Raw genomic sequence first — 25,430 nt, 5'->3', positions numbered from 1 at the left:
GATACACCCGTTTGGGGGGGCGCGTCAAAGAGATTTAGCGCAAAGCGGCCAGCGACCCGTCCTCGAGCAGGATATACATCACCCCGCCCACCACGATCGGATCGGAAGACGCCCCCTTCGGCAGGGCGACCGAGGCGACCAAAGCCCCCGAGGCCGGATCGAAGCCGCGCAGCACCGCATCGTCGGACGCGACCCAGAGCTTGCCGCCCGCCGCCACCGGACCGTAATGCGCGAACACGGTCTTGCGCTTGCGCTCCTTGTCGGTGGTGAAATACGGCAATTGCTGCCCCCAGATCCGTTCACCGGTCGTGGCCGACAGCCGCACCAGCTCGTTGCGGTCGGTGACGATGAAGACCGAGCCACCGACGATCGAAGCCGGGCTGTAGGCCCCCTCATCGGCGGTCCAGAGCCGGCTGCCGGTATCCATGTCGAAAGCGGCATAGCGCCCGGACTGGTTGCCGACGTAGAAACGGTTGCCGATCACCACCGGGTCGGAGGTGATGTCGGAGACATTGGCATAGACCACGCCCTTGCGCTGACCGGCCAGCGAAGCCGACCAATAGCGCACGCCGCCCTTGCGGAACACGCCATAGAGATCGCCGGAAGAGAAAGGCAGCACGGCGAATTTATCGCCAATGGCCGGCGAGGTGGCGCCGGCGCGCGAGGTCACGCTCTCAGGCCCGGTGATCTGCCATTTGACGCGGCCGTCAACGGTGTTCACTGCCCAGACCCGGCCATTGCCGGCGACCACATAGGCCAGCCCGTCATAGACCGACAGCCCGGCGGCACCGACCGCATCGAGCCGCTGACGCCAGATCTCGGTGCCGGAGGCGAGATCGAGCGCGATCAGATCGCCATAGCCGGTGGTGGCAAAAATCTGTTTGCCGGAAATCGCCAGCGCGCCGCCGAAGACCTTGCCGGCCTTCTCGCCCGCAGGCGTCAGATCGACGGACCAGGCGGGCGCGCCGCTCTCGGCGGAAACGGCGGTCAGACGTGCCTGGGCATCCATCGCCACAATGAGCCCGTTTGCAGCCACGGGATCGACGGTGAGCCGGGTCTTGCGGCTTTTGCCCTCGCCGATCTTGGCGCTCCAGATCACGCTGGGCGTGGCCGCGGTAAAGGCATTGTGCCCGGCGTCATGGGTGCGCCCGCCGCCGGTCATGGTCCAGGCGCTGCGTGCGACCTGTTTGCCCAAGGAAATCGAAACCGTGCGATTCTCGGGCGTTTCGCTCTGCGCCGCGCCCAGCACCGAGCCCTCGCGCAGATCCACCCGTGTACCACTCAGGACCTCGTCCCGGGCCGCGCCACAGGCGGTCAGCCCGAGCATGGCCACAAGCCCGAGGGCACCGAATTTGGTGATCCCGAGGTTTCTGGGACGCCCCGCTTTGCCCGACTGACCCATCATCGCACTCCCCTATCGATCCGTCGCGGCCCTCCAGGGCATCTGCGGATCGCTCCGTAAGTTTATTCGGCCCGATTGCTCAGCGCATTCATTCCGCCAGCGGATCGGCCCCAAGCGCCACAATCATCTGTGCCGCGCGCCGACGCAAGGCATTACTGGCCTCAACATCCTGAGAGATCGCACGAAGCCCCTCGACCGCGGCCTGAACATCGCCCATTTCCGCCTGAGCTGCGGCGATTTGCTCCTCGGCCAAAAGCCGGTAGGGCGCGCCGGGGCTGGCAATGCCAGCCAATTGGCTGATCCGGTCCTCGGGCTTGATCTCGGTGGCGCCGATCATCGCGGTCTTGAGCACCGCCAGATCACGGAACACCGGATCGAGCATGGCATCGGCGGTGAGCGGCGCCAGCGCCGCCATGGCGCCCTTGATATCGCCTGCGTCATAAAGCTCGCCGGCGCGCAGCATCGCCACCACCACACGGGCCTCGCCCTCGGCCGGCACGGTGGCCAGCGCCTCGGCCCGGGCCTCAGATGTCTCGGCGCCCAGGGCCGCGGTCACCGCATCACCGGTGGCTTCGGCCTGGGCGCGGGCCTGGGATTTGGCATATTCGTTATAGGCCGCCCCGCCGACCAGCGCGACAACGGCGGCGATCCCGATCCAGCCGTATTTTTTCAGGAAGGCAAAGAACTTGTCGCGGCGGACCTCTTCGGTCACCTCTTCGATAAACGTATCGCTGTGGCTCACTGTTCCCCCAGCCGCGCGCCCTGGCGCAGGATCTTATGGTTTCTAAACTCTGGCCCTCTCTTACCCCGAACATCGACGGATTGCCAAGACCCGCGCGACTCTGTCGCCACGACAGGCCGCGCCGCCCGCCGCCCATGCCACGCTTTGTGCGGATTTGATCAGCTCACCGGGCCGAGCGGTTAACAAAATCGCCCCTCGTCGCGAAAAACTGACAAATTCTCAATTCGGCACTCATTTTTTTGAAACACAACCTTGTGTAGCCTGCGACATGCTCCCATCTTGGCCGCAATGTTAATCACATTAACTCCCGAGGATGTGATGACCCGAGACCAAGTCTCACGTGCGGCAGAGTGTGATCTGGGAAAGGATCGCAGACATGATACGAAAGGGTTGCAAACCTGTTGACCTGCCCCCGGCCCCTCCCCGGGATCGGCCCCTGCCAAACCGGCCCGAACGGGTCGCAAGATCGGACTGAAAGAGCCACAGAAAGAGCTGTAGAGCCATGCGTATTGTTTCCATTCTTATCGCCCTCCTGGTCACCGTGGCCCTGTACCTGTTCATTTTCGAACGCGACCGCCTGGCAGGCACGGACCCGGCGGAGGACGCGTCCGAACCGGCCAATGCCGTGACGCTCGACCTGCCGCCGGCGCAAAAGATCGCCAATGAGGTCAAACCCGTCGCCGTGGTCGCGCGGCACTCGAGCGCCCGTCAGCTCGACAGCGCGGTGATCCTGCGCGGCGAGACCGAGGCCGCCCGCAGCGTCAATGTCACCGCCGAGACCACCGGCCGGGTGATCAACCCGCCGCTGCGCAAAGGCACCGTGGTCGAGGCCGGTCAGGCGCTCTGCGAATTGGACCCGGGCACCCGCGATGCCTCTCTGGCCCAGGCGAAAGCCGCCGAGACCGAGGCCCGGGTGGCGCTCGAGAACGCCCGCACACTCGCGACCGGCGGCTATGCGTCCGAGACCCGGGTGCTCTCCGCCGAGGCCGGGCTCGAAAGTGCTCGCGCCGCAGTGGCACAGATCACCCGCGACATCGAGAATCTGCAGATCAAGGCGCCTTTCGCCGGGCTGCTGGAAAGCGACACGGCCGAGCTCGGCACCTTCCTGTCCGCCGGCGCCGCCTGTGCCACGGTGCTTCAGCTCGATCCGATCAAGCTGGTGGTCTACGCCCCCGAGGCCGACGTTAGCGAGATCAAGCTCGGCGCTCTGACCGGTGCGCGCCTGGTGTCGGGTGACACCGTGACCGGTCAGGTCAGCTTCCTGTCGCGCTCCGCCGATCCGGCCACCCGCACCTTCCGCGTCGAGGTCGAGATCCCCAACCCGGATTTCGCCATTCGCGACGGGCAGACCGTGGAACTGGCGATCTCGGCGGCGGGCAAACCGGCGCATCTGGTGGCGCAATCGTCGCTCACCCTGAACGATGAGGGCCAGATCGGCCTGCGTCTCGTTGGCCCGGAGAATCGCGTGGTCTTCGCACCCGTAGAAGTGCTGCGCGACACCCGAGACGGCATCTGGGTCGCGGGCCTGCCGGATCAGGCCGATATCATCACCGTCGGGCAGGAATTCGTCCGCGCCGGCGTGTTGATCGAACCGCATTTCGACAGCGAAACCGCGCAAGGCACGGAGACCGAGCAATGACCGGCATCGTCGACTGGGCGGGCCAGCGTGCCCGCATGATCCTCGCCTTCATCGCGCTGACACTGATCGCCGGCAGCTATGCCTATGTCAGCCTGCCGAAAGAGGGCGAACCGGATATCGAGATCCCCGGGCTCTATGTCTCGGTGCAATTCCCCGGCATCTCCGCCGAGGATTCCGAGAAACTGCTGATCAAGCCGATGGAGACCGAGCTGTCCGATCTCGACGGGCTCGACAGCATGTCGGCCACGGCGTCGGAGAATTACGGCGGCATCTGGCTGCAATTCGAGTTCGGCTGGGACAAGACCAAGACCATCGCCGATGTGCGCGACCGCATGGGCCGGGTCGAGGCGGATTTCCCCACCGGCGCCGATGGTTACACGATCGACGAGGTGAATTTCTCGGAATTTCCGATCCTGATCGTCAACCTCACCGGCCCGGTGCCGGAACGCACGCTGGTGCAATATGCAAAACAGATGCAGGACCGGATCGAAGGGCTCGAGCCGGTGCTCGACGCCCAACTCGCCGGCCAGCGCGATGAGATGCTCGAGGTGGAGATCGATCCGCTGCGGCTCGAATCCTACAATGTCACGGCGGGCGAGCTGATCAACGTCGTCACGATGAACAACCAGCTCGTCGCGGCGGGCGAGATCCAGACCGATCAGGGCACGTTTTCGGTCAAGATCCCCGCCTCCTTCAGCGACCAACGCGATGTCATGGCACTTCCCGTCAAGGTCAATGGCGACCGGGTGGTCACCCTGGGCGATCTCGCCGATATCCGCCTCACCTTCGAGGATCGGGCCGGCACCGCGCGGTTCAACGGCACCTCGACCGTGGCGCTGCAGGTGGTGAAACGCAAAGGCTACCCGATCATCGACACGGTGGAGCTGGTCAAACAGGAGGTGCAGGCCGAATACGAAAGCTGGCCGCAGCCCCTGCAGGACGCGATCACGGTGGGCACTTCGAACGATCAGTCGCGTCAGGTCTCCTCGATGGTGAACCAGCTCGAGAACTCGGTGCTGACCGCAATCGCGCTGGTGATGATCGTGGTGCTGGCGGCTCTGGGCATCCGTTCGTCGCTGCTCGTCGGCTTTGCCATCCCGACCTCTTTCCTTCTGTGCTTCATCCTTCTGGGGCTGATGGACATCACCATCTCCAACATCGTCATGTTCGGCCTCATCCTCGCCGTCGGCATGCTGGTCGATGGTGCCATCGTGGTGGTCGAATATGCTGACCGCAAGATGGATGAGGGCGAAGGCCCGATGGCCTCATTCGTCGAGGCCGCCAAGCGCATGTTCTGGCCGATCGTGTCGTCGACCGCCACCACGCTCTGCGCCTTCCTGCCGATGCTGTTCTGGCCCGGGGTGGCCGGGCAGTTCATGGGCATGCTGCCGGTGACGATCATTTTCGTGCTCTCCGCCTCGCTGATCGTGGCGCTCGTCTACCTGCCGGTCATGGGCGGGGTGACCGGGCGCATCGCGCGGGCCTATGATCACGCCTCCGCCTGGCTCAAGGCGCATACGCCTGTCGCCCTGCGTCTGGCGCTGGCCGCCGTCTCGCTGGCAATTCTGGGCGCGGCTCTGATGTCGATCTTGCAGAACAAGCTGCTGCCGGGCATGGCGCTTTTGTTCCTCGGCGGCTCGGCCACCTCGATCGCCATGAACGCGCTGCACACGCCGCGCCCGCGCAAAAAGGTCGATGCCGGCTATAAACGCAGCCCGTTTGGCCATTTCACCCATTTCATCGCCGGCAACCCGGTGATGCCCTTTGTCGCTATTCTGACGGTGATCGGCGCGGTGGGCGGGGTCTTCGTCTATTATGGCGGCCACAACAAGGGCATGGAATTCTTTGCCGCCACCGAGCCGGAACAGGCGATCATCTACGTCCGGGCCCGCGGCAATCTTTCGGTGGCGGAAAAGGACGCGCTGGTCGCGCAGGCCGAAGATGTCATCCTCAACCAGCCCGGGGTCGACAATGCCTTTGTCTTTGCTGGCGCAGGCGGGCTCAATGCCAATACCGGTGGCTCTTCGGGGCCGCGCGACACGATCGGCCAGATCCAGGTCGAGCTCATTCCCTGGGAGGATCGTCCGACCGAGACCGAGGACGGCTTCCTGTTCTTCGAGAACACCCATGTCAGACCCGAATATGACGGCGATTATGTGCTGGCCCAGATCGAAGAGAAACTGGCGAAGATCCCCGGCATCTACACCGAGACTCTGAACCTCTCGATGGGGCCGGCCTCGGCCAAACCCGTGCACCTGCGCCTGAAGGGCGACGATTGGACCGCGCTCGATCAGGCCACCGACATGGTGCGCGCCAAGTTCGACGAGACTGCGGCGTTGGCCGATATCGAGGACACACGCCCGCTGCCGGGCATCGACTGGCAGATCGACGTCGACGTCGAAAAGGCCGGGCGCTTTGGCGCCGATGTCGCCACGGTCGGCGGCATGATCCAGCTCGTGACCCGCGGCATCTTGCTCGACACCATGCGGGTGCCCTCGTCCGATGAAGAGATCGAGATCCGCGTCCGCCTGCCGGAACAGGACCGGGTGCTGTCCACACTGGACACGCTCAAGGTCCGCACCAATGACGGGCTGGTGCCGCTGTCGAATTTCATCACCCGCAAACCGGTCGAGAAACTCGCCTCGATCTCGCGCTATGATCAACAACGCTATTACGATGTGAAAGCGGCGGTGGACAGCGGGTTGACCCGTGAAGACGGGGTCACGATCACCCCCACCGAGCGGATCGAGACGCTCACAACCTGGCTCGAAGAGGACGCCACCCTGCCCCAGGGCGTTTCCTGGGAATGGACCGGCGACGACGAGGAGCAAAAGGAAACCGGCGCCTTTCTGGGCAAGGCCTTCGGGGCCGCGCTGGCGCTGATGTTCATCATCTTGCTGGCGCAGTTCAACAGCTTCTACAATTCGGTTCTGGTGCTTCTGGCCGTGGTCATGTCGACCGCCGGCGTGCTCATCGGTCTGATGGTCATGGACATGACCTTCGGCATGATCATGACCGGGACGGGCGTCGTGGCCTTGGCGGGCATCGTGGTGAACAACAACATCGTTCTGATTGACACCTATCAGGAATACGCGCGTTTCATGCCCCGGATCGAGGCCATCGTGCGCACCGCCGAGGACCGCATCCGTCCCGTGCTCCTGACCACGATCACCACCATGGCGGGCCTGACGCCGATGATGTTCGCGGTGTCTCTGGATTTCATCGACGGCGGCTATACGATCAACGCGCCCACGGCGCAATTCTGGACCAATCTCGCCACCGCCGTCGTTTTTGGCCTCGGCATTGCCACCTTCCTGACCCTGATTTTCACCCCGGCCATGCTGGCGCTCCGGGTCTGGTTCTGGGTCGGGGTGCATCACCTGAGCATGCGTCTGGCGACACTGTTCGGCTCGCAAAGCCGCGCCGCCGAGGATTACCGGATGATGCGCGAAGCCAAACGCGCCAGGAACCCGGAATTCGTCTGGCCCGTTGGCGAGGCGGCTTGGGGTGGCCCCGAAGGCTTTGATGCGCATCGCGTGTCTTCGCGCGCGCTGGCCGCAGGCGCTGCACCGCGACAAGCCGAGGTCCCCAAAGCCCCCGAACGCCCCGCTGAACAGCCCCCTGCCACGCCCGAGAGCATGGTCGAGGTGGAAGCGGAACAGACGGAAACCGGTAAGATCAAGAAACTCAAACGCAGACCACCCAAAGGCGGCGGCAAGGAAGCGGCGGAGTAAGAGCGAAGGACCCGAAGCGCAGCTTTGTCCGCTTTGCGGGACGGAGCGGACATTGACCTTTTGGGCGCGGGACGAGGCGAAGCCGCCGCGCCTGCGCCGGACCGTCCCGGCGGTCAGGCGCACGCCCTCGTGACCAATGTCTGGTAAGGGCTCATAGCCCCCTACCCCGGCAAAGCCTCTTTCACCAATTCAAACCCGGCGCCGTCCTTATGCGCGCCTTCGGACAACACCCGTTTCCAGCGCCGCGCCCCGGGCTGACCGGCGAAGAGCCCGAGCATGTGTTTGGTGACCTGCGCGAGCTTGCCGCCCGCCGCAAGATGGCGGCCGATGTAATCCTCCATCGCCAGCGCCACCTCGTGACGGCTGAGCGCCGCGCGCGGATCGCCAAAGATCCGCTGATCCGCCTGCCCCAGAATGTCGTAAGGCTGATGATAGGCCGCACGCCCGACCATCACCCCGTCCATGTGGGAAAGTTCTTCTTCCACCATATCAAGGCTTTGAATGCCGCCGTTCAAGGACAGGTGCAGATCGGGAAACTCCCGTTTCATCGCATGCACCAGATCATAATCCAGAGGCGGGATATCACGGTTTTCCTTGGGAGACAGCCCGTCCAGCCAGGCCTTGCGCGCATGCACCGTGATCCGCGCTACGCCCGCCGCCTGCATTTTCGAGAGGAAATCGGGCAGGACTTCGGAGGGCGCCTGATCATCGACCCCGATCCGGCATTTCACCGTCACCGGCACCTCGCCCGCCGCCTCCTGCATCGCGGCGACACAATCGGCCACAAGATCCGGCGATTTCATCAGGACCGCACCAAAGGCCCCCGACTGCACCCGGTCCGAGGGACAGCCGACATTGAGATTGACCTCGTCATAGCCGTGATCGACGCAAAACTTGGTCGCGGCTTTCAGCTCTTCCGGCTCAGATCCGCCGAGCTGCAGCGCCACCGGATGTTCTTCCGGATTGAAATCGAGCAGATGCAAGGCCCCGCCGCGCACCAAAGCCGGCGCCGTCACCATCTCCGTATAGAGCAAAGCCCGCCGCGACATCAGCCGATGAAAATAACGGCAATGCCGATCGGTCCAATCCATCATCGGCGCCACGGACAGGCGAGAGGCCTTTGATAATTCTTGATTTTTATTCATATCAGCCATTTTCAAGCATTTCTCGTCCGTCTCCTTTTCGCTCATTCCGGACCAAATGAGCAGGCCAACATGGCTCGATCACCACACGCAGACGCAAAGATGCGAGTTCCAGCACAGATGCACGGGGGATGCGCAAAGGCAGCGTCTATCATGAGACGAAGCCTTTTAACAGATGCCCCGCGGCGCCCCCCCCCCCTGGAGAAAGACGCGCGCGAAAGGACAGTCAAACCTGGCACGCTGCAGGGGCTGAGCGCCTCCGCCCCTCCGCAGCCCATGGCGATCGGGCGCGACACCGAAGATGCACGGTCTGAGGCGCTTGGGACAACGCCTCATGGCCCGCGCCTTCAATCGCCAGATCGCCGGGCCCCAAAGCCACACAGCCGCAGTGCCCCCACCCGACATAGCTGTCACAGATCCCATTGGAGAACGGTGTTCCGGGGAACGGGAAAGGGAAAGCGGCTATTCCCCGGCTTGTGCGACGAGGCCCTCAGAGCCCTGCTGATACCGCCATTCCTGCGTCACACCCCCATAGCCGTATGAGGTGGCGCGACAGTCGATGACATGCACGTTGGAATGCGGATGCAAGTTCCCCAACCGTTCGGACAGCAAGGCAAACGCAGCTTTGTGGAACGCGGCCTTCTCGTCCTTGGTGTTGGTCTCCTCGGTGATGGAGACTTCGAGCCGGAAGGAATTTCTCCCATCCTTTTCGAGCGATGTGCCGGCGATGTACCACTGATCTTTCGGCTGGTGGCGCAGCATGACCATGGTCCGGCCGCGCTCTTTCTTCAAGTATCTGCATGTCAGCTCCGCCAATTCGGCGGCAAGCGCGTCGGCCTGCGCCGGATCGGGCAGCCCGGAATGGGTCAGGATGATGCCTGGCATGGTGTAACCTCGTTGGAAATGATCGGTGAGGCGACCATACGTGCACGCATTCCACTTGAAAAACGGGAATATATGGAAATATCTATCGGAAAATAGAATGGATAAATTATGGCGCATTTCGACCTTCAATTGCTCAACACCCTGGTGGTCATTGCCGAAACAGGCAGCCTTTCCGCCGCTGCGCCACGCCTGTTCCGGTCGCAATCAGCCGTGAGCGAGCAAGTCCGCAAACTCGAGGACGCCTGCGGCAAACCGCTGCTGATCCGGGGCAAGTCCGGCGCGCGTCTGACCCCCGCCGGGGCACGGCTGGTGGAACATGCCCGAAAAATCCTCGCTCTGAGTGAAGCCGCCTATCGTGACCTGCAGGGCGCGCAACTCGCCGGACAGCTGCGGCTGGCGATCACCGACTATTTCCGCCCGGCGGCGCTGCCCGCGATCCTGAAACGGTTACGCGACGAATTTCCACGCCTGCAGCTCAACGTCTCGATCCTGAAAAGCGCCCATATCGAAGAAGAGGCCGACAAGGGCACGTTCGATATCGGCCTCTCCATGAACATCCTGGACGGGGAACGATCCTCGCGAACCGGGCGCCACGGCCGCGCTTCATTGCGCCGCGAGCCGCTCCGCTGGATCACGCAGGAGACGTTCACACTGCCAACAGATCGCGAGTTGCCGCTTCTGGTGCTGCCCGCGACCTGCTCGTTGCAGCGGTATATCACAAAATCTCTGAACGATCGCGCCATCCCCTACACGATCGCACATTCCGCCTCCGGCATTGGCGGGCTTCATCTGGCATTGTCGGCAGGGCTTGGGATCTCCTGTCTGAACGAATCCGCGATCCCCGACGGCATGAAGATCCTGAGCGACACATCTGCCCTTCCGGCTCTGCCAGATGTGGAATTCCACCTCCTGCCACCGCGCCAGGGAGAGGCCGCCTTCGTCGCCGAGGCCCGCGACATGCTGATCGAGCACTTGAGATAGCGCGCCGGGATCAGCTCCGCATCGACACTGCGAAACCGCGCCATGTCAGGCTTTGCACATGGCGAGGCGCGGTGCCGGAACGCCCCCCGACAGTCAGGCCTGCCCAGCCAACCGGGTGCGGGCCCTATTCAAAGCGGACAGAAGCGCCTGAAGATCAGCTTCGTCGGTGAAATGACTGGTGATGCAGGCGCGTAGAACCGCCCGCCCCTCGAACTGCGCCGCCGAGATCCAGCTTGTGCCTTGCGCGACAACCTCGCGGGCGATCTCGCCGGGCTCCCGCCCAGTGTCCTCGTCGACAAAACACAGCACCGCGAGCGGGCTGTCATTGACGACGGACCACCGCTCTGCCTCCAGCAGCGCCTTCAGACGTGCCGCCATATCCATCGCGTGCTCCACATGGCGCCGGTAGCCCTGCCAGCCCAGCGCGGCCAGCGACAGGAACAGCTTGAGGCCAATGAACCTGCGGGACCACTGCAGGCTGTGGGTGTAGGGATCGAGCGTTTCCGCCGTCTCCCCCGGCATATAGCTGGCCGCGACCCGGAAGGTCCGGGCCAGGCTCTCTTCGTGCCGCGTCAGCAGCATCCCCGCCCCCATCGGCACGGCGAACCATTTATGGGCGTCGAGTGTGAGCGTATCGGCCTGTTTGATACCGTCCAGCGCGTCACTCGTTCGCGGCGTGAGAATGGCCGCCCCACCCCAAGCCGCATCGACATGAAACCACAGCCGCCCGGCGGCGAGCCGTGCGATGTCGGCCAGCGGGTCGATCATGCCGGCATTGGTGGTTCCGGCGGTGGCGCCGACGAAGAACGGGATGTGACCGGCGGCCGCGTCCGCCTCGATCATATCGGCCAGCCGATCCGCGTCCATTCGGCCGCTCCCGTCCGTCGGCACCAGCCGGACAGCGTTTCGGCCGATCCCGGCCTGATGCGCGATCTTGAGCCAGGCCAGATGGCTTTCGGCCGAGACGTAGCAGGTCGGCTGTCCCGGAATGCCGCGTGCCCCCTCCTCCCCATAGGCAGGAAACCTGTCCGTCAGCGCCATCAAGAGAGCCGTGTAATTCGCCTCGGCGCCGCCGGAGGTGAAATGCCCTGCGGTGTGAACCGCTGTCCAGCCGAACCGTTCCGCGATGGCATTGATGGTATAGCGCTCGATCTCCACCGCCGCCGGCGCATGCGACCAGACCGCGAGCTGTGGGTTGATCGTTGCGGTGATCTGATCGGCGAGGATGCCCGGGAACGCGACGCTGGGGTTGAACAACCCCATATAGCCCGGGTGCATCATGTGCACGTTGCCCGCCACAAGCAGGTCGATGACATCGCGCGCGGCCGTCTCGACCGCGACGGGCGCAGAAAAGTCGAACTGACCGATCCTTCGCCGCAAGTCCGTGATATCGACCGCCGGAGCCGCAGGCCCCTTCTGGATCCTGTCGATGGCATCGACAAGCATCCCGTTCAGCTTGTCCTGTATGTCGTTTCGTCTGGCTTGGGGCGGCCACATCGTCGTTTCGTCTTGCTTCGCCATTCTCGGAAACTCTTCTGTCTCATCAAAGTTTGCTTTCAATTTGGGCGACCGTTCAGAAAGAGGCGACCCGTTTCTTGCGCAAAGGCGCGCGTCGTCCTCAGATTGCCTCCCGCTGAAACCGCCGCCCCTCCCCATTTGCAATGGGCCACAGCGGCGCCGGGCATCGGCCGAGGTTACCCGCGCACCGCGCTGCGGAAGGCCGAGGACAGCGCGTCGATTGCGCTGCGGCTATCTGCGGTCGTGGCCCGGGAATGCAGCGCGATGGGCAAGCGCGGCAGCGCCGGCAGCCCAAGCCCAGCGCCGACATCGACCGCCCCGGGCGGCAGCATGCGCGGCGACAGGGCGGCAATTCCGAGCCGCGCCATGACAGCCGCCGACACGGCAGCAACCCCGCCGCCGACAAAGACCTCGCGCCAGGCAATCCCCGCCGCATCCAGCGTCTCGCAGGCCAGCTTTCGCATGCCGCACGGATCGGGCATCGTGGCCAGCGGCAGCGGCAGCCCCTCGCGATGGCGCCAGCCGGGGGCGGCAAACCAGCCGATCCTTTCCCGGCACAGGATTGTCCCATCGTCCCGATCCGCGTCGAAGCGCACGATCGCCACATCCAGCTCGCGCCGGTCGAACTGCTGCAACAGCGCATCCGACGACCCGATCTGAATTTCGATCACCAGCTGCGGTGCCTCGGCATTGATCCGGGCGATCACCGTCGGCAATTCCGGCCCCGCCACATGGTCGCTGATGCCAATGGTCAGGCGCTGGCGCGGTTCGATCACCGTGGCCAGCGCAAGATCATGCGCCTCCAGCAGGGTGCGCGCATGCTGCAGAAATCCCGTGCCCTGCTGCGTCAGATCGACGTGACGCGGGGTGCGATCGACAAGCCGGCAGCCCAGCCGCTCCTCCAACCGCTTCAGTTTCAGGCTGATGGCCGATTGCGAAACCTGCATCGCCTCCGCGGCACGGGTAAAGCTGCCAAGTTCGGCGATCCGGACAAAGGCCCTCACCGCATCCAGATCGAGAGGGGCTTTCATCATTTCAAATCCTCATCACTGAAATAGGAATGGATAGGATACCAAAATAATTCGGCGCGTCTAACATGGCTTTCGTACCCTTCAGAAAGGACCCCTAGAATGCCACTGCTCCATATCTCACTGCGCGCCGGAAAACCCGACAGCTACCGACAGGCGATCTTCGACGGGCTTTATCGTGCGATGACCGAGGTGTTCGACGTGCCCGAGGACGATCAGTTCATGGTCATCACCGAACATGAGGCCGCCAATTTCCGCTATGGCGCCTCTTATCTGGATATCGCGCGCAGCGACGATCTGGTGTTCATCTGCATCACCGCGAACAACACACGCACGGACGAGCAGAAAAAGGCCCTGTTCCGGCGGATCGTTGACCTGCTTGGGGAGGCGCCCGGCCTTCGCCCGGAGGACGTTTTCATCAATCTGACCGAGGTGGACAAGGTGAACTGGTCGCTCGGCAACGGCATCGCGCAATATGCCTGAGCGGCGCGGGCGCCTTTCGAAACCTGTCGGGAGAGCTGGCCGCGACCTGGCCAGCTCAGTTCCATCTTTTCAGGATCGCGGCCATCAGAGCCTCGGGCCGGTCCTCTTGCACCAGATGCCCGGCATTCGGGATCGGGATACAGGGATGATCGGAGAGTATCGCGGCCAATGCCTGGCCCGTCTCATAGGGGATCCAGTCGTCATTCCGCCCCCAGAGAACCGTCACCGAGCAATCCATCTTGGCATAGAGCCGCTCGACCTCATCGGTGAAGTGCTGATCCATCTGGGCGATCTGGCGATAGAAGGCCGGCTGTCCCACCGGGCCGAGCCAGGGAGCAGAGTAGATCTCCAGCGCCTCTTCCGACAGCGGCTCATGCGCGGCGGTCTGCAGGTAGGCTCGCAGCACGGCCCGGTGCATATAGTCCGGCATGCCGGAAAACGCCGCCTCGTGTCGGCGCACATGCTGCACCAGCGGCGAACCCCAGGGCGCCAGCGCCACGGCGTCGAAGAGCGTCAGCGCGGCATAGCGCAACCCGTTCAGGTAATAGGCGCGCAGCGCAGTGGCACCGCCGAAATCATGCGCCAGAACCTCCGGCCGGTCGAGCCCCCACTCGGCGAACAGCGCGGCCAGAACCCGGTTCTGCACCGCCAGCGAGACATCCTGCCCAGCGCGCATTTCCGACTGTCCGTATCCCACCAGATCGAAGTAATAGACCGTCCGCCGGTCGGTCAGCAGCGGCACGATCCGGCGCCAGACCTGAGAGGAAAACGGCGTTCCGTGAATTGCGACGAGCGGCGGGCCGTCGCCGGTTTTCCCCCAGCGGACGGCGTTGCCCTCGATGATCGTGGTGTTCGGCAGATCCAGCATGTTGTGCGTCTCTCATTGGTGATTGGCAATTGGCGATGTGGCGCCGGGGCCGGAGCGGCCTCTCAAGTGCCGCGGGCGCGGTGCCTGTCGAAGAATTCGATCAGGAGCTCGGCGATCATGACGGGCCGGTCTTCGGGCGCGAAATGCCCGGCCTCTTCGACAACGCTCAGCTCCGATCCGGGAATCGCGCGTTGCAGCCGTTCGCCGCAATCGACCGACTGCCAGGCATCCTCTGCCCCCCAGATGATCTTGACCGGCAGCGCGGCCAGCTCGTGCAACCTGTCGGCGATCTCCATCGTATGCCTGGCCTCGTAGGTGCGCGCCTGATGCTGGAAATAGCTGCCCTGACCGACCGGCCCCGAAATCATCTCCACATAGGCCGACAAGACATCGTCGGCGAAGGCCGGCTTGTTCCAGACCGCCGACAACAGCCAGTCGCGGAAATGGGCGCGATGGGCGGCGTCAGAGGTCTTGATCAGGGTTTCCAGCCCCGCTTCCAGCTGTTCCCTGGTCCGCTGCGACGGGGAGCTGTCGAAACTGACGGTATCCATGAGCGTGAGCGACCGGAGACGCCCGGGATTGAACACGCCAAAACGCTGCGCGATGCCACCGCCGAAATCATGACCGACGAGATGGATCGTATCCAGCTGCCAATGCGCCAACAGGGCTTCGAGAACCGGAACCTGCGCGCTGATCGAAGTGTCGACGGTCGGATCCGCGGGGCGTTCGGAGGCACCATAGCCCAACAGGTCGTAGACATGGACGCGATACCCGGATGCCACCAATTGCGGCAGCACATTGCGCCAGATCAGCGAAGATGAGGGCGTTCCGTGCAGGAGAACGACCGGCGCGCCCTGCCCATGCACGCCATAGGCGATGCGGTTGCCGTTGATCAGGGCGTGCTGCCCGAGGATGCGGTTCATGTCGATCTCCAGTTGCGGGTGTCAGCCGCAACCTAGGTCATGGGCATATATGACTAAAATGAAATGAATTGATTAAATGATCCAATTTTGTCATGACTATGCCATGGCATCGAAACTGGACATCGGCGCACTTCAGGCGCTCTGCGCGATCAGAGACAATGGCGGGGTCACGCGGGCGGCGCATCGCCTGGCACTGTCCCAGTCGGCGGTCTCCCACAAGATCAGACGCCTGGAAGAGGCGCTGGGCTGCAAGCTTCTCGACCGGCGCCTGGGGCGGCCCGCGTTTACGCCGGAGGGAGAGCGCCTGCTGCATTACGCCCGTCGCATGCTTGCGATTCATGACGAGGCGGTCGCCAGCCTCAGCACCGATCCGCTCAACGGTCTGGTCCGGCTGGGCGTGACCGAGGAAACCACACATGGCGCATTGGCCCGCGTTCTCGGCCGCTTCGCCCGGCTTCAGCCCGATGTCACCGTTCTCACGGAAGTGTCCCAGAGCCTGACGATTCAAGCCCAGCTCGACCGGGGCGAGATCGACGTCGGCATCTTCCAGCTTTTTCCCGACCAGCGGCGGACCGATGACACTCTGCTATCCGAGTCGAAGCTTGCCTGGGTCAAAGCCCGCGATCTCGAACTCGACTGGGCGCGACCGCTCCCGTTTCTCGCCTTCGACGAGACCTGTTTTTACCGCCGCTGGGCCATGGACGCCGCACCTTTGCCGCCACACGGGTTCTCGACCGTCATGCGATGCGCGAGCCTGTCGGGCATTCTGAGCGCCGTGCGGTCGGGGCTTGGCATCAGCTTGCTCAATGCGGGACATGTCGACGCCGACATGGAGACGATCACCGAAGCGCTCGCAACACCTCCCTCCGTCGCCACAGTCGCGCGCCTTGGCAAGAGTGCACAATCGCGAGCGGTTCGCGCCCTGATCCGGCAAATCGTCGAGGAGGACGGCTATCGCGCCCTCGGTGTTTCACAGCCGCCCGTTCCGGCCCGGCCGGCTGACAGTTGACGGTTGACGGTTGACGGTGACCTATCTGGAGCGGCGGAAACCTCACGACCTGTGCGACAACAGGAACGCCAGCGCGGCGGACAGCACGCCAAAGGCACACACACCGCTCCACCCCCAATAGACATAGGCGGCGCCACCGATCCCTGCCCCAAAGGCACCGCCGGCAAGCATCGTTGCCATGAAGACGGTGTTCAGCCGGCTTCGTGCCGTCGGATCGAGCGCATAGATGCGCGCCTGATTGGCCACCTGCGACGACTGCACCGCAAGATCCAGCACAAGAATGCCGACGACCAGCCCGACAAGGGAGGCTTGCCAGAGCCAGAAAACAAGGAAGGCAATCAGGACAAGGCACGCCCCGATGGAAACGATCGGACCCGCGCCGTACCGATCCGACATCGCACCGGCCATGGGCGCAGCCAGAGCTCCGGCCACGCCAACGAGTGCCAGAAGGCCCACAGCCGCGCCACCGAGCCCATAGACCGGTTCGGCCAGCAGCAGCGCGAGTGTCGACCAGAAACCGATAAAGGCGGCGAAGATCAGGAATTGCACCGCAACCGCGCGCCTGAGGATGCGATGGCTCCGTATCAGTCCCCAAAGAGAACCGATCAGGCGCGGATAGCTCAGGGTGGTCGTCGGCGGGACACGGGGGAGCCAGATCGCCAAGGCGGCACCGATCACAATCATCAGGGCTGCGGCGAACCAGAATACGACGGACCATCCCCAGGTATCGGAGATCAGCCCGCCAACCGCCCTGGCGAGCAGAATACCGATCAGAATGCCACCCGTCACGGTGCCAAGGACCCGGCCGCGTTCCGCCGGCGCGGCGAGATGAACGGCGAGCGGCACGATCTGCTGTGCAACGGTGGCGCCCAGACCGACGGCAAGGCTGGCAACCGCAAGCCATATGAAACCGGGAGCGACGGCGGCACCGATGAGCGCAACCGCCAATGCGCCGATCGTCACCAGAATGAGGGATTTCCGCTCGATCCGGTCTCCGAGCGGCGCCAGAAAGAGCACACCGACAGCATTGCCGAGCTGTGTCAGGACCGGCACGGCAACGGCAAAGCCGGCGCGCAGGTCGAAATCAGCGGTCAGATGGCCAAGCAGGGCCTGATTGTAATAGCTGTTGGCGACGGCGGCCCCTGCCCCCATGGCCAGGAGGAGAACCAAAGCCGGCGAGAGGCGTTCGGCCTGTGTGATGTGCGAGGTTTGCGTGTCCATGTGCGGCATAAGCACATTCCGGTCTGGTCTGCACAATGCAGTTTTGCTGCCCCCTGATATAGGTTTTCTTGATGGCAACCGGAGCCCCGCCCAGACAGAGCTCAGGAGGTCATGAGATCCCGACCGCGCCCATCGTCCCGATTTCCACAACCGGCTTTTTGAAACATTCACTTTTCCGAAAGGCCAAAGCTGCCCTAGGGTTCGTCCAAAACACCGAGGCAGTACACATGACACAGACCACCCCACGCCCCGCATCTGGGCGCACGGCAAGACCTGTTCCGAACGGATGGAAGACACCGCATCGAGGACACCAGACCCCAGGCAAGATCGGTTCAAGAAAGAAACGCCTTGCCGCCGGCTGGAGCAGGATCGTGCCGCTCTGTCTTTCAGCGATGACACTGACGGGCATGCAACCGGCCCACGCCGGTGCGCGAGATCGAGCAGGCGCTCGCCGCCCGGGTCGGCGTCTTTGCCCGCAACATCGACACCGGCGCCGAGTTTTCCCATCGCGCGGGAGAACGCTTTGCAATGTGCTCGACCTTCAAGGCCTCTCTCGCCGCGCTCTGCCTGCAACGGGCCGACCGGGGAGAGCTGGATCTCGATGAACGGCTGAGCCTGAACGGCGTACCGCTCCTGCCGACCTCGCCCGTGACCTCGCAACAGCCCCCTTCGGGCACACTCGAGATCCGCACGCTCTGCAAGGCAATCGTCGAGCGCAGCGACAATACCGCCGCGAATCTCCTGCTCGACCGTGTCGGTGGTCCGGCTGCCGTGACCGGGTTCTTTCGCGACATTGGCGACGATGTCAGCCGTCTCGACCGCACCGAGATGGCCCTGAACGCGAATACCCCCAACGATCCGCGCGATACCACCACTCCCGAGGCGATGGCGCGAACCGTCGAGCGGCTCACCCTTGGCACCTCGGTGCTGAGTGAGGGCGCGCGCCAGCAGCTTGTCGCCTGGATGCGCAACGAACAGAACGCCAAGGATCGTATCCGCGCCGCCGTGCCCGGCAGTTGGACGGTCGCCAACAAGCCCGGCACCACGCCCAACGGCGCCGCCAACGATATCGCGGCACTCTGGTCACCCGACGGGCCGCGCTTCGTGCTGGCGGTCTATATCGACACCCGCCTCGACAGCGTACGCCCCTCGGTCGCCGCGATCCGTGAGGTGGCGCAGATCGCCTTGCGCCAGATCGCCTGAACGAGGTCTCTGTCTTTCGGGCGGCCCTCTTCCTCGGGCCGCCCCGCGCCCTAATGGGGTGAGGTTGCAAACCCATGATCCCGCGCGCGCAGCGTAAGCCCCCATGCCAGCGCGATCAGGATCAGCAGGCTGGGCGCAAGGCTCGCCGGTCCAAACCGCTCAAGCAACAAGCCGCCCGCCAGCCCACCGCCTGCAATCGCGGTGTTCCACATGGTCACGAGCATGGATTGCGCCAGGTCCGCCGACGGCCCTGCCGCCCTAGCGCTGGCAGTCTGGAACAGGGTCGCGCATCCGCCGAATGCCAGTCCCCAGATCGCGCTGGCCGCATAGATTGCCAACGGCGCGTCGCGCCAGAGCCAGAACATCCCCGCCGCCAGCGCGAAGAGCGCGATACTGGCAAGGGTCAGCGGCCGCAGGCGGGTGTCGATCAGCACCCCAACCACCCAGATGCTGACTAGCGAGGCGAGGCCGAAAACCAGCAACACGGCATCCGTGCGCCCGGCCATCCCGGCCCCGGCAAGAAAGGGCGCGATGTAGGTGTAAAGGATGTTGTGGGCCAGCACGAAGCTCAACACGACGCCGAGCACCGGGCGAATGCCCGGGAGCCTCAGAACGCCGCGCAGGGTGCGGCGCTGGCCCGCGGGCTCACCAGCGAAATCCGGAACCTTGGCCAGCACCCAAAGGGTCAGACCCAGCGTCAGAAGGCTCATCAGGCCGAAACAGGCGCGCCAGCCAAGAATGGCCCCCAAGAACGTGCCCGCAGGCACACCGAGCGACAGGGCGTCAGGATCAGCCTGTGAAATCTGCGGTTTGCCTCTTCCCAGGCCTCCACGTTGCTCGCACGATCCCCCAGTCGCGTAGCCTCTTCGGCTTCGTCCAGGATGGCCGCGGTCAGATGCGGTGCGGCATTGCGAAGCGCCAGCACCTCAAGCGCCGCACGCATTTCAGCGACTTCCCGGAGATCGTCCAGGCTGAAAGCCGCGACCCGGACTCCCCGTCGCGGCACGTTTTCAACCAGGCCCTGCGCTTCCAGCAAACGGAACGCCTCCCGTACCGGCACATGGCTGGCACCGAATTCCTCGGCGATCTGATCCTGACGCAAGCGGGCGCCCGCCGCGATCCGACCTGAGATGATGCGGCCGGCCAGCTCACTGCTGATACGCGACGCCAGGGGTTCTGATTTTGCAGTCGACATGGATCATAGATAATCCTCCGCGGAGCAAAGGTCGAGCAACACCTGTCGGCAGGCATCCGATTTTCGAGACAAACCCGAGGCATGCGGTCAGCCACAGTCAAAAGGCGGCGAGCCACTCATCTCGGCACCGTTATCGTCGTCGCCAAACCCTGGCAATCCATCCGGCGATTGCGTCCCCCTAAGATGCGGGGAGAGCCTCCGTCTGCCCCCCCCCCTTTTAAACCTGGCCTCTTTAAACCTGACCTCTTTAAAAGCGCACTTTGCCTGGATGCCGTCGGCATTTATCGCAACAGCATTCGCCGAAGGATGACGCACACATATCAATCGAAAAATCGAAACCGAAACTTCATTAACATTCGTTTTTCAGAGGCATTAATACCGTCTACCCTATGAAGAAAAATAGAGGCAGATGTCATGAATTCACAAGAACACAACGCCGTTCGGTCGCCGCAGCGCGACGGTCGGAAACAGATCCCGCAGCAGCAAAACGATGCTGTCCCCCCGTTCAATCGGATTTTAGCCTGTCGCGATCGAACGGCAGGTCGGCAAGATCGCGGCAGCTCATCCGGCTCAGTGCCGGGTGAGACAAAGGATCTCGATCCCATTGCCGACGCGCGGCCTCCGCGACACGGCGCGCCTCCCGGATGCGGCACAAGCCGCGGGCCCGGCGCCAACGGCGCAACACTCTGTGGAACGATCCAAACATGACGACAGACTCCGACGGCCGAGGCCGCGCGACAATCGAGGTTTCAAGGCAGGCCGTGAAGGAAACCTTTAGGCCCCCTGGCGCCCGCCTCCCCCTCGTCGGCCTGCGCGCCGTCGAGGCCGTCTTGCGGTTGGGCAACCTCAACGCCGCAGCGGATGAGCTCTGCGTCACGCCAGGAGCCATCAGCCAACAGGTGATCAAGGTCGAGGCTCAACTCGGCGTCAGGCTCTTCAGACGGACACCGCAGGGGCTTGAGCCGACCAAGACCGCCCGAAAGCTGGAAAATCATCTTCACGCCGGCTTCCGGGAACTTGCGCGCGCGGTTGCCCTCGCGCAACCGACGCAATCCAACGGGATTGCGATCTCGGCACCGCCCGTTTTTGCCGCGAAATGGCTGGTGTGGCGTCTGCACCGGTTCACCGAGGGTCAGGACAAGCTCAAAATCTCAATCGAGGCGACGACAGATTTCGCAGATCTCGACGATCAGCAAATCGACGCCTGCATTCGCGTTGGCAAGGGCGACTGGGCCGGAACGAGGGCAATACCTCTGGCCGATATTCGTGTCTTTCCGGTTTTCGCGCCCGCGTTTGCAGATCGCATTCGCACCCCCGCCGACCTGCTGAACGTTCCGATCATCCGCGACGCCGGCTCGGGCTTTGACTGGAATCACTGGCTGCGCCCGAATGGCATGGACGCCGCGCAACTCGCGGACGGGCCGTCCTATTCGGATGCCTCGCTCTGCCTCGATGCGGCCATTGCCGGTCAGGGCGCTTTCCTCTCCTGGGAAACCCTGTCGCACGATGCGCTTCGCATGGGACGGCTGCACGCCTTGCCGGGACGATTTCGAACCGGCTCCGCCTATTGGTTCGTCGAGAGCGCGCAGCGCTCAAGATCGAAGCTGGCGCAGCGATTCCTTCGACTGGCTTCAAGAGGAGTTGAAGGCGTGCCAGATCTAACGCAAAGACCCGACCGGATTATCATAACCTGAGTGGGGGGGAGCGTCGGAGCACGGCCGCCGCGACGATTGCCAGCGCATTTCCGCCCTCGTCATCTTTCGCCCCGAAACTCTCCTTTGTCGCCGTAAATCTGGCGTCGACAACTCGCGCCCCGCCGGCGAGCGCCCTCTTGAAGGCAAGGATACGCGGGGCTAGACTCGCCAATATCGAATACATCAAAATCCAAAAATTCGAGACTCGAAACTGATGCCAAGCTTTGACATGGACGCGCTCCGGACGGTCGTCGTCGGGTCTGATCTGGGCAGCTTTGCGCGCGCTGCCGTTCAACTGGGCCGTTCCCAATCCGCTGTCAGCATGCATCTCAAGAAGCTGGAGCAACAGGCGGGCACAGTGCTTTTCGTTCGCAAGGGGCGCGGCCTCGTGCCGACCGAGGCGGGCGAGGCTTTCATCGCCTATGCCCGACGCATCGTCGCGCTGAACGATGAAGCCGCGCTGTCCGTTGGCGCGGCGGCAAGCGCGAGCTCTGTACGTCTCGGCCTGCCGCAGGATTTCTTCGAGGACGTGATGCCCGCGACACTTGCCAGGTTCGGACAGGACGTCGAGAACGTGCATGTCGACGTGCAGGCCGGAGAAAACCACAGGCTCGCCGAAGAGGTCCGTGCCGGACGCATCGACGCAGCGATCGCCTTCTTCCGTCCGGGCAGTTCCGCCGAAGGCGAAACCCTGTGCGAACTCCCCATGCGCTGGCTCGCGCAGCGCGATCTCCTGGACAGGCACATCGCCGATCCCCTGCCCCTGATCATGTTCAACCACCCCTGCCTGTTTCGTCAGGCCATGCTTACGGCGCTGGACCACAGCCAGACGCGCTGGCGGGCAGCGCTCACCACACCGAGCCTGCCCGCCGTCTGGTCCGGCTTGCGCATCGGTCTCGGCATCGCCGTGCGCACGGATCACGGCAGACCGGAGGATATCACCTGCGTCGGCCCAGAGCTTGGCCTGCCGGCATTGCCGAATATCGAGCTGCGCCTGTTGCGGGCCCCGAACCTGTCGCGTTTTGCCGAAAGACTTGCAGAAACCTTGCGGGAAGAGACCCTTAAGCATCTGGACCCAATACACTTCCCGCACGGCAAGCGTTGATTTCGAACAGCGTCTTGATAAGATGCGCGCCACCTAGGGGTGTCCCGACAAGGGGCTGAGATATCGCTGGCGCGTCGGTTGCAGGATCGTCGGGCAGCGCGGTGACCCTTCGAACCTGATCCGGATCATGCCGGCGAAGGGACAGGACCGCACAGCTCTCTTGCCCTTGCCGGCCTCAGCATGACGAGGCCGACTTGCCCTATCTATCGACAGCCCCCCACCCGATTTCGGCGAGCATCGCCGCCGTCATACGCGAACACCAGGCGCGTCTCATTCGCCGCGCAAATCCGCCCGACGCAGGGTGCTGGGGCGTTCCCGGCGGACAGATCGATCACGGCGCGCCCCTGTGTCAAACCGTGGACCAAGCCGCTGCCCTGATGTCGGAGCTGCCGTCATGATCGCCAATGTCCTGACCATCGCGGGCACTGACCCCTCCGGCGGCGCAGGCATCCAGGCCGACATCAAGGCCATGTCGGCCCTGGGCGCCTATGCCTGTTCGGTTGTCACCGCCGTGGTGGCGCAGAACACCTGCGGCGTCCGGTCCTTCCGGGCGCTCGATCCCGATTTCGTCGCCGACCAGATCGACGCGGTGCTGGACGACGTGCGCATCGACGCGGTCAAGATCGGCATGATCGCCAATGCCGAGATCGCCCGCGCCGTGGCCGACCGGCTGCACCACCACGGCGCGCGCAACATCGTGCTCGACCCGGTGATGGTCGCAAAGAGCGGTCATGCGCTGCTCGACCCCGAGGCGGTGACGGTGGTGCGCGAGACGCTGGTGCCGCTGGCCTCGGTCATCACCCCGAACTTGCCAGAGGCCGCCGTCCTGCTGGGCCGCGAAGACGACTGGACCGCCGAGACGATGACCTGCGCCCTGCCCGAGCTCATGGCGCTTGGCTCCGACTATGTGCTGCTCAAGGGCGGGCATCTGGAGGGCGAGGACAGCACCGACCTGCTGGCCTGGCCCGAGGGCACGCGTGCCCTGCACGCCCCGCGCATCACCACAACGAAGGACCATGGCACCGGCTGCACCCTGTCCTCGGCCATAGCGGCGCTTCTGCCGCATCACCCGATGCCCGAGGCCGTGGCCCGCGCCAAGGCCTATCTCCATGCCGCACTGGCCCAGGGCGACCAGCTCGACGTGGGCCGGGGCCATGGGCCGGTGCATCATTTCCACGCGCTCTGGGGCTCAGGCACTTATTAGACACCTAGAAGGTCGCACCTTTCCCTGAGGCTGCGGGCCGCGGCCTCGGGGTCCGGCTGACCGCAGATCGCCGAGATCACGGCGATCCCCTGCGCCCCGGCCTTGAGGACCCGCGCGACATGGTCGGCCTTGAGTCCGCCAATCGCCACGGCCGGCACCGGGCTGGCCCCGACCTGTGCCGCCAGCCCGTCGAAACCCACGGGCGTCTTATGATCCAGCTTGGACGGCGTGGCAAAGACCGGACCGGCGCCGATATAGTCGACCAGCGCCGGATCGACCGCGGCGGCCAGCGCGGGGGTCTCGACCGTGAGACCCAGCAGCATCGTCGCGCCGATCCGGGCCCGCGCCTCCGCCACCGCCATGTCGCCCTGCCCGATGTGCAGCCCCTCGGCCCCGATCTGAATCGCGGCCTCAACGTCATCATTCACGATCAGCGCCGCGCCGGTCCCCGCCAACACCGCCTTCAGCGCGCGCCCGGTCTCGATCATCCGCGCGGTGTCGGCCGTCTTGTCGCGCAGCTGCACCACCGTCGCCCCGCCGGCCACGGCGGCGCGGGCCGTCTCGACCATGCCGACCCCGGCGCAAAGGCCGGGATCGAGCACCAGATAAAGCGAGAGATCGGCGCATGTCCTCATGCCGGGCCTCATGCCGGCACCGCCGCGTCGCGGATCACTGCGCCGGCCAGCGCCTCGGGGGGCACCGCCGCCAGCGCATCGAGGAACCGGGGCGCAAAGCTGCCCGGCCCCGAGGCGCCGTCATGGGCCAGCGCCCCCGCCACGGCGAAATGCGCCAGCGCGCCGACAGCGGCGTCGAAGGCATCCTCGGCCACCGCCGCATAGGCGCCGCAGAGACAGGTCAGCGAACAGCCCAGAGCGGTGTTCATCGGCATGAAGGGCGAGCCGCCCTCGATCCGCACCGCGCGGGTGCCGTCGGTCACGTAGTCCACCGCGCCGGTCACCGCGATCACCGCACCGCTCGATTGGGCGAGGCGACGCGCGCCCGCTTCCGCCGCCTCCACCGTGTCGCGCCCGTCAACGCCCTGACCCTGGCTGACCTCTCCGGCCAGCGACAGGATTTCCGAGGCATTGCCCCGGATGATCGTCGGGCGTTCGGCCACCAGCGCCTGTACCACCTCGCGGCGATAGCGGGTCGCCTGGCAGGCCACAGGGTCCAGCACCCAGGGGCGCGCCGCGGCCTGCGCCCCCCGGATCGCCGCCTGCATCCCCGCCACGAAGGACGGCGACAGCGTGCCGATGTTCACCGTCACCGCCCCCGCGATCCCGGCGAATTCCTCGGCCTCCTCCACGTCCGAAACCATGGCCGGGCTGGCGCCAGCCGCCAGCATGACGTTGGCGGCAATGTTCATGGCGACGTAATTGGTAATGCACTGGACCAGCGGCGGCGTGGCGCGCAGGGCCGTCAGAAGGGTTTCGGGGGTCTGGTTCATCGCGTCC

Annotated in this window: 21 protein-coding genes, 1 pseudogene and 1 riboswitch; of the genes and pseudogenes, 9 read left to right on the top strand and 13 right to left on the bottom strand. The window is 64.4% G+C overall.

All coding sequences use genetic code 11. From position 1 onward, the window contains the following. Positions 1-34: 34 nt before the first annotated feature. Positions 35-1,405, bottom strand: coding sequence for a PQQ-like beta-propeller repeat protein (locus tag BM151_RS03075; RefSeq protein ID WP_090057086.1), 1,371 nt, complete (start codon positions 1,403-1,405; stop codon positions 35-37). An 85-nt stretch (positions 1,406-1,490) separates the two neighbouring features. Continuing rightward, positions 1,491-2,144 carry a tetratricopeptide repeat protein gene (locus BM151_RS03070; RefSeq protein WP_090057082.1) on the bottom strand — a complete coding sequence of 218 codons (654 nt, stop codon included), beginning with the start codon at positions 2,142-2,144 and terminating at the stop codon, positions 1,491-1,493. 502 nt (positions 2,145-2,646) lie between these two features. Between BM151_RS03070 and BM151_RS03065 the strand changes: the two genes are divergently transcribed. Together BM151_RS03065 and BM151_RS03060 are read left to right on the top strand one after the other, a co-directional pair. Then, on the top strand, positions 2,647-3,783 hold the full coding sequence (locus tag BM151_RS03065; protein ID WP_090057078.1) for an efflux RND transporter periplasmic adaptor subunit: 1,137 nt from the start codon (positions 2,647-2,649) through the stop codon (positions 3,781-3,783). Further along, complete coding sequence (locus BM151_RS03060) at positions 3,780-7,517, top strand: efflux RND transporter permease subunit (protein WP_090057075.1); 3,738 nt, start codon at positions 3,780-3,782, stop codon at positions 7,515-7,517. The genes BM151_RS03065 and BM151_RS03060 overlap by 4 nt, the downstream gene beginning before the upstream one ends. A gap of 161 nt (positions 7,518-7,678) precedes the next feature. Here the strand turns inward: BM151_RS03060 and dusA are convergent, their stop codons facing one another. Then, complete coding sequence (gene dusA / locus BM151_RS03055) at positions 7,679-8,611, bottom strand: tRNA dihydrouridine(20/20a) synthase DusA (protein WP_245781114.1); 933 nt, start codon at positions 8,609-8,611, stop codon at positions 7,679-7,681. A gap of 510 nt (positions 8,612-9,121) precedes the next feature. Next, positions 9,122-9,544, bottom strand: a complete 423-nt coding sequence (locus BM151_RS03050) for a tautomerase family protein (protein ID WP_090057069.1) — start codon at positions 9,542-9,544, stop codon at positions 9,122-9,124. Between the two features lie 108 nt (positions 9,545-9,652). Between BM151_RS03050 and BM151_RS03045 the strand changes: the two genes are divergently transcribed. Next, entirely contained in the window at positions 9,653-10,525 is an 873-nt protein-coding gene (locus BM151_RS03045) for a LysR family transcriptional regulator (RefSeq protein ID WP_177213008.1), read from the top strand. Positions 10,526-10,618: 93 nt separating this feature from the next. Here BM151_RS03045 and BM151_RS03040 read toward each other — a convergent pair whose 3' ends face one another. Beyond that, entirely contained in the window at positions 10,619-12,046 is a 1,428-nt protein-coding gene (locus BM151_RS03040) for a pyridoxal phosphate-dependent decarboxylase family protein (RefSeq protein WP_177213007.1), read from the bottom strand. Between the two features lie 173 nt (positions 12,047-12,219). Then, entirely contained in the window at positions 12,220-13,077 is an 858-nt protein-coding gene (locus BM151_RS03035) for a LysR family transcriptional regulator (RefSeq protein WP_090057058.1), read from the bottom strand. 96 nt (positions 13,078-13,173) lie between these two features. Between BM151_RS03035 and BM151_RS03030 the strand changes: the two genes are divergently transcribed. Further along, entirely contained in the window at positions 13,174-13,554 is a 381-nt protein-coding gene (locus BM151_RS03030) for a tautomerase family protein (protein ID WP_090057054.1), read from the top strand. Between the two features lie 55 nt (positions 13,555-13,609). Here the strand turns inward: BM151_RS03030 and BM151_RS03025 are convergent, their stop codons facing one another. Beyond that, entirely contained in the window at positions 13,610-14,422 is an 813-nt protein-coding gene (locus BM151_RS03025; protein ID WP_090057050.1) for an alpha/beta fold hydrolase, read from the bottom strand. 62 nt (positions 14,423-14,484) lie between these two features. Next, positions 14,485-15,345, bottom strand: coding sequence for an alpha/beta fold hydrolase (locus tag BM151_RS03020; protein WP_090057046.1), 861 nt, complete (start codon positions 15,343-15,345; stop codon positions 14,485-14,487). 76 nt (positions 15,346-15,421) lie between these two features. Here BM151_RS03020 and BM151_RS03015 point away from each other — a divergent pair, with 76 nt between their 5' ends. Further along, positions 15,422-16,354: a LysR family transcriptional regulator gene (locus BM151_RS03015; protein WP_218151317.1), complete on the top strand. Its 933-nt coding sequence runs from the start codon at positions 15,422-15,424 to the stop codon at positions 16,352-16,354. Between the two features lie 42 nt (positions 16,355-16,396). On the opposite strand, the gene BM151_RS03010 is transcribed toward BM151_RS03015, so the two are convergent. After that, complete coding sequence (locus tag BM151_RS03010) at positions 16,397-17,575, bottom strand: MFS transporter (RefSeq protein ID WP_090059155.1); 1,179 nt, start codon at positions 17,573-17,575, stop codon at positions 16,397-16,399. A gap of 426 nt (positions 17,576-18,001) precedes the next feature. On the opposite strand from BM151_RS03010, the gene bla reads away from it, so the two are divergent. Next, positions 18,002-18,778, top strand: a complete 777-nt coding sequence (bla, locus tag BM151_RS03005) for a class A beta-lactamase (protein WP_090057042.1) — start codon at positions 18,002-18,004, stop codon at positions 18,776-18,778. Between the two features lie 50 nt (positions 18,779-18,828). Here the strand turns inward: bla and BM151_RS03000 are convergent, their stop codons facing one another. Continuing rightward, positions 18,829-19,545 (bottom strand): MFS transporter, encoded by a 717-nt coding sequence (locus BM151_RS03000; RefSeq protein WP_245781079.1) that lies wholly within the window; start codon positions 19,543-19,545, stop codon positions 18,829-18,831. A gap of 5 nt (positions 19,546-19,550) precedes the next feature. After that, a pseudogene (locus BM151_RS02995) lies at positions 19,551-19,973 on the bottom strand (GntR family transcriptional regulator); the annotation flags it as partial. Between the two features lie 644 nt (positions 19,974-20,617). On the opposite strand from BM151_RS02995, the gene BM151_RS02990 reads away from it, so the two are divergent. From BM151_RS02990 to thiD, 3 genes are all read left to right on the top strand, one after another. After that, entirely contained in the window at positions 20,618-21,667 is a 1,050-nt protein-coding gene (locus BM151_RS02990) for a LysR substrate-binding domain-containing protein (protein ID WP_090057034.1), read from the top strand. A 229-nt stretch (positions 21,668-21,896) separates the two neighbouring features. Beyond that, complete coding sequence (locus tag BM151_RS02985; RefSeq protein ID WP_090059154.1) at positions 21,897-22,772, top strand: LysR substrate-binding domain-containing protein; 876 nt, start codon at positions 21,897-21,899, stop codon at positions 22,770-22,772. Positions 22,773-22,797: 25 nt separating this feature from the next. Continuing rightward, positions 22,798-22,932: riboswitch (TPP riboswitch) on the top strand. A gap of 234 nt (positions 22,933-23,166) precedes the next feature. After that, positions 23,167-23,976, top strand: a complete 810-nt coding sequence (gene thiD / locus BM151_RS02980) for a bifunctional hydroxymethylpyrimidine kinase/phosphomethylpyrimidine kinase (RefSeq protein ID WP_090057031.1) — start codon at positions 23,167-23,169, stop codon at positions 23,974-23,976. Here the strand turns inward: thiD and thiE are convergent. Further along, complete coding sequence (gene thiE, locus BM151_RS02975; protein WP_090057027.1) at positions 23,973-24,611, bottom strand: thiamine phosphate synthase; 639 nt, start codon at positions 24,609-24,611, stop codon at positions 23,973-23,975. The two genes, thiD and thiE, sit on opposite strands and share 4 nt — an antisense overlap. Before the next feature lie 8 nt (positions 24,612-24,619). After that, on the bottom strand, positions 24,620-25,423 hold the full coding sequence (gene thiM, locus BM151_RS02970) for a hydroxyethylthiazole kinase (protein ID WP_090059152.1): 804 nt from the start codon (positions 25,421-25,423) through the stop codon (positions 24,620-24,622). Positions 25,424-25,430: the final 7 nt, after the last annotated feature.

This window comes from Celeribacter neptunius, from assembly GCF_900113955.1.
Classification (GTDB): domain Bacteria; phylum Pseudomonadota; class Alphaproteobacteria; order Rhodobacterales; family Rhodobacteraceae; genus Celeribacter; species Celeribacter neptunius.
This window is presented reverse-complemented; position numbering and strand designations above follow the sequence as displayed.

What these genes read in the sequence shown, in the direction of transcription:
- BM151_RS03075 (WP_090057086.1), bottom strand. Translation starts at nt 1,405, where the DNA reads ATGATGGGTCAGTCGGGCAAAGCGGGGCGTCCCAGAAACCTCGGGATC.
- BM151_RS03065 (WP_090057078.1), top strand. Translation starts at nt 2,647, where the DNA reads ATGCGTATTGTTTCCATTCTTATCGCCCTCCTGGTCACCGTGGCCCTG.
- BM151_RS03060 (WP_090057075.1), top strand. Translation starts at nt 3,780, where the DNA reads ATGACCGGCATCGTCGACTGGGCGGGCCAGCGTGCCCGCATGATCCTC.
- dusA (WP_245781114.1), bottom strand. Translation starts at nt 8,611, where the DNA reads ATGATGGATTGGACCGATCGGCATTGCCGTTATTTTCATCGGCTGATG.
- BM151_RS03050 (WP_090057069.1), bottom strand. Translation starts at nt 9,544, where the DNA reads ATGCCAGGCATCATCCTGACCCATTCCGGGCTGCCCGATCCGGCGCAG.
- BM151_RS03045 (WP_177213008.1), top strand. Translation starts at nt 9,653, where the DNA reads ATGGCGCATTTCGACCTTCAATTGCTCAACACCCTGGTGGTCATTGCC.
- BM151_RS03040 (WP_177213007.1), bottom strand. Translation starts at nt 12,046, where the DNA reads ATGGCGAAGCAAGACGAAACGACGATGTGGCCGCCCCAAGCCAGACGA.
- BM151_RS03035 (WP_090057058.1), bottom strand. Translation starts at nt 13,077, where the DNA reads ATGATGAAAGCCCCTCTCGATCTGGATGCGGTGAGGGCCTTTGTCCGG.
- BM151_RS03030 (WP_090057054.1), top strand. Translation starts at nt 13,174, where the DNA reads ATGCCACTGCTCCATATCTCACTGCGCGCCGGAAAACCCGACAGCTAC.
- BM151_RS03025 (WP_090057050.1), bottom strand. Translation starts at nt 14,422, where the DNA reads ATGCTGGATCTGCCGAACACCACGATCATCGAGGGCAACGCCGTCCGC.
- BM151_RS03020 (WP_090057046.1), bottom strand. Translation starts at nt 15,345, where the DNA reads ATGAACCGCATCCTCGGGCAGCACGCCCTGATCAACGGCAACCGCATC.
- BM151_RS03015 (WP_218151317.1), top strand. Translation starts at nt 15,422, where the DNA reads ATGATCCAATTTTGTCATGACTATGCCATGGCATCGAAACTGGACATC.
- BM151_RS03010 (WP_090059155.1), bottom strand. Translation starts at nt 17,575, where the DNA reads ATGGACACGCAAACCTCGCACATCACACAGGCCGAACGCCTCTCGCCG.
- BM151_RS02990 (WP_090057034.1), top strand. Translation starts at nt 20,618, where the DNA reads ATGCGGCACAAGCCGCGGGCCCGGCGCCAACGGCGCAACACTCTGTGG.
- BM151_RS02985 (WP_090059154.1), top strand. Translation starts at nt 21,897, where the DNA reads ATGGACGCGCTCCGGACGGTCGTCGTCGGGTCTGATCTGGGCAGCTTT.
- thiD (WP_090057031.1), top strand. Translation starts at nt 23,167, where the DNA reads ATGATCGCCAATGTCCTGACCATCGCGGGCACTGACCCCTCCGGCGGC.
- thiE (WP_090057027.1), bottom strand. Translation starts at nt 24,611, where the DNA reads ATGAGGACATGCGCCGATCTCTCGCTTTATCTGGTGCTCGATCCCGGC.
- thiM (WP_090059152.1), bottom strand. Translation starts at nt 25,423, where the DNA reads ATGAACCAGACCCCCGAAACCCTTCTGACGGCCCTGCGCGCCACGCCG.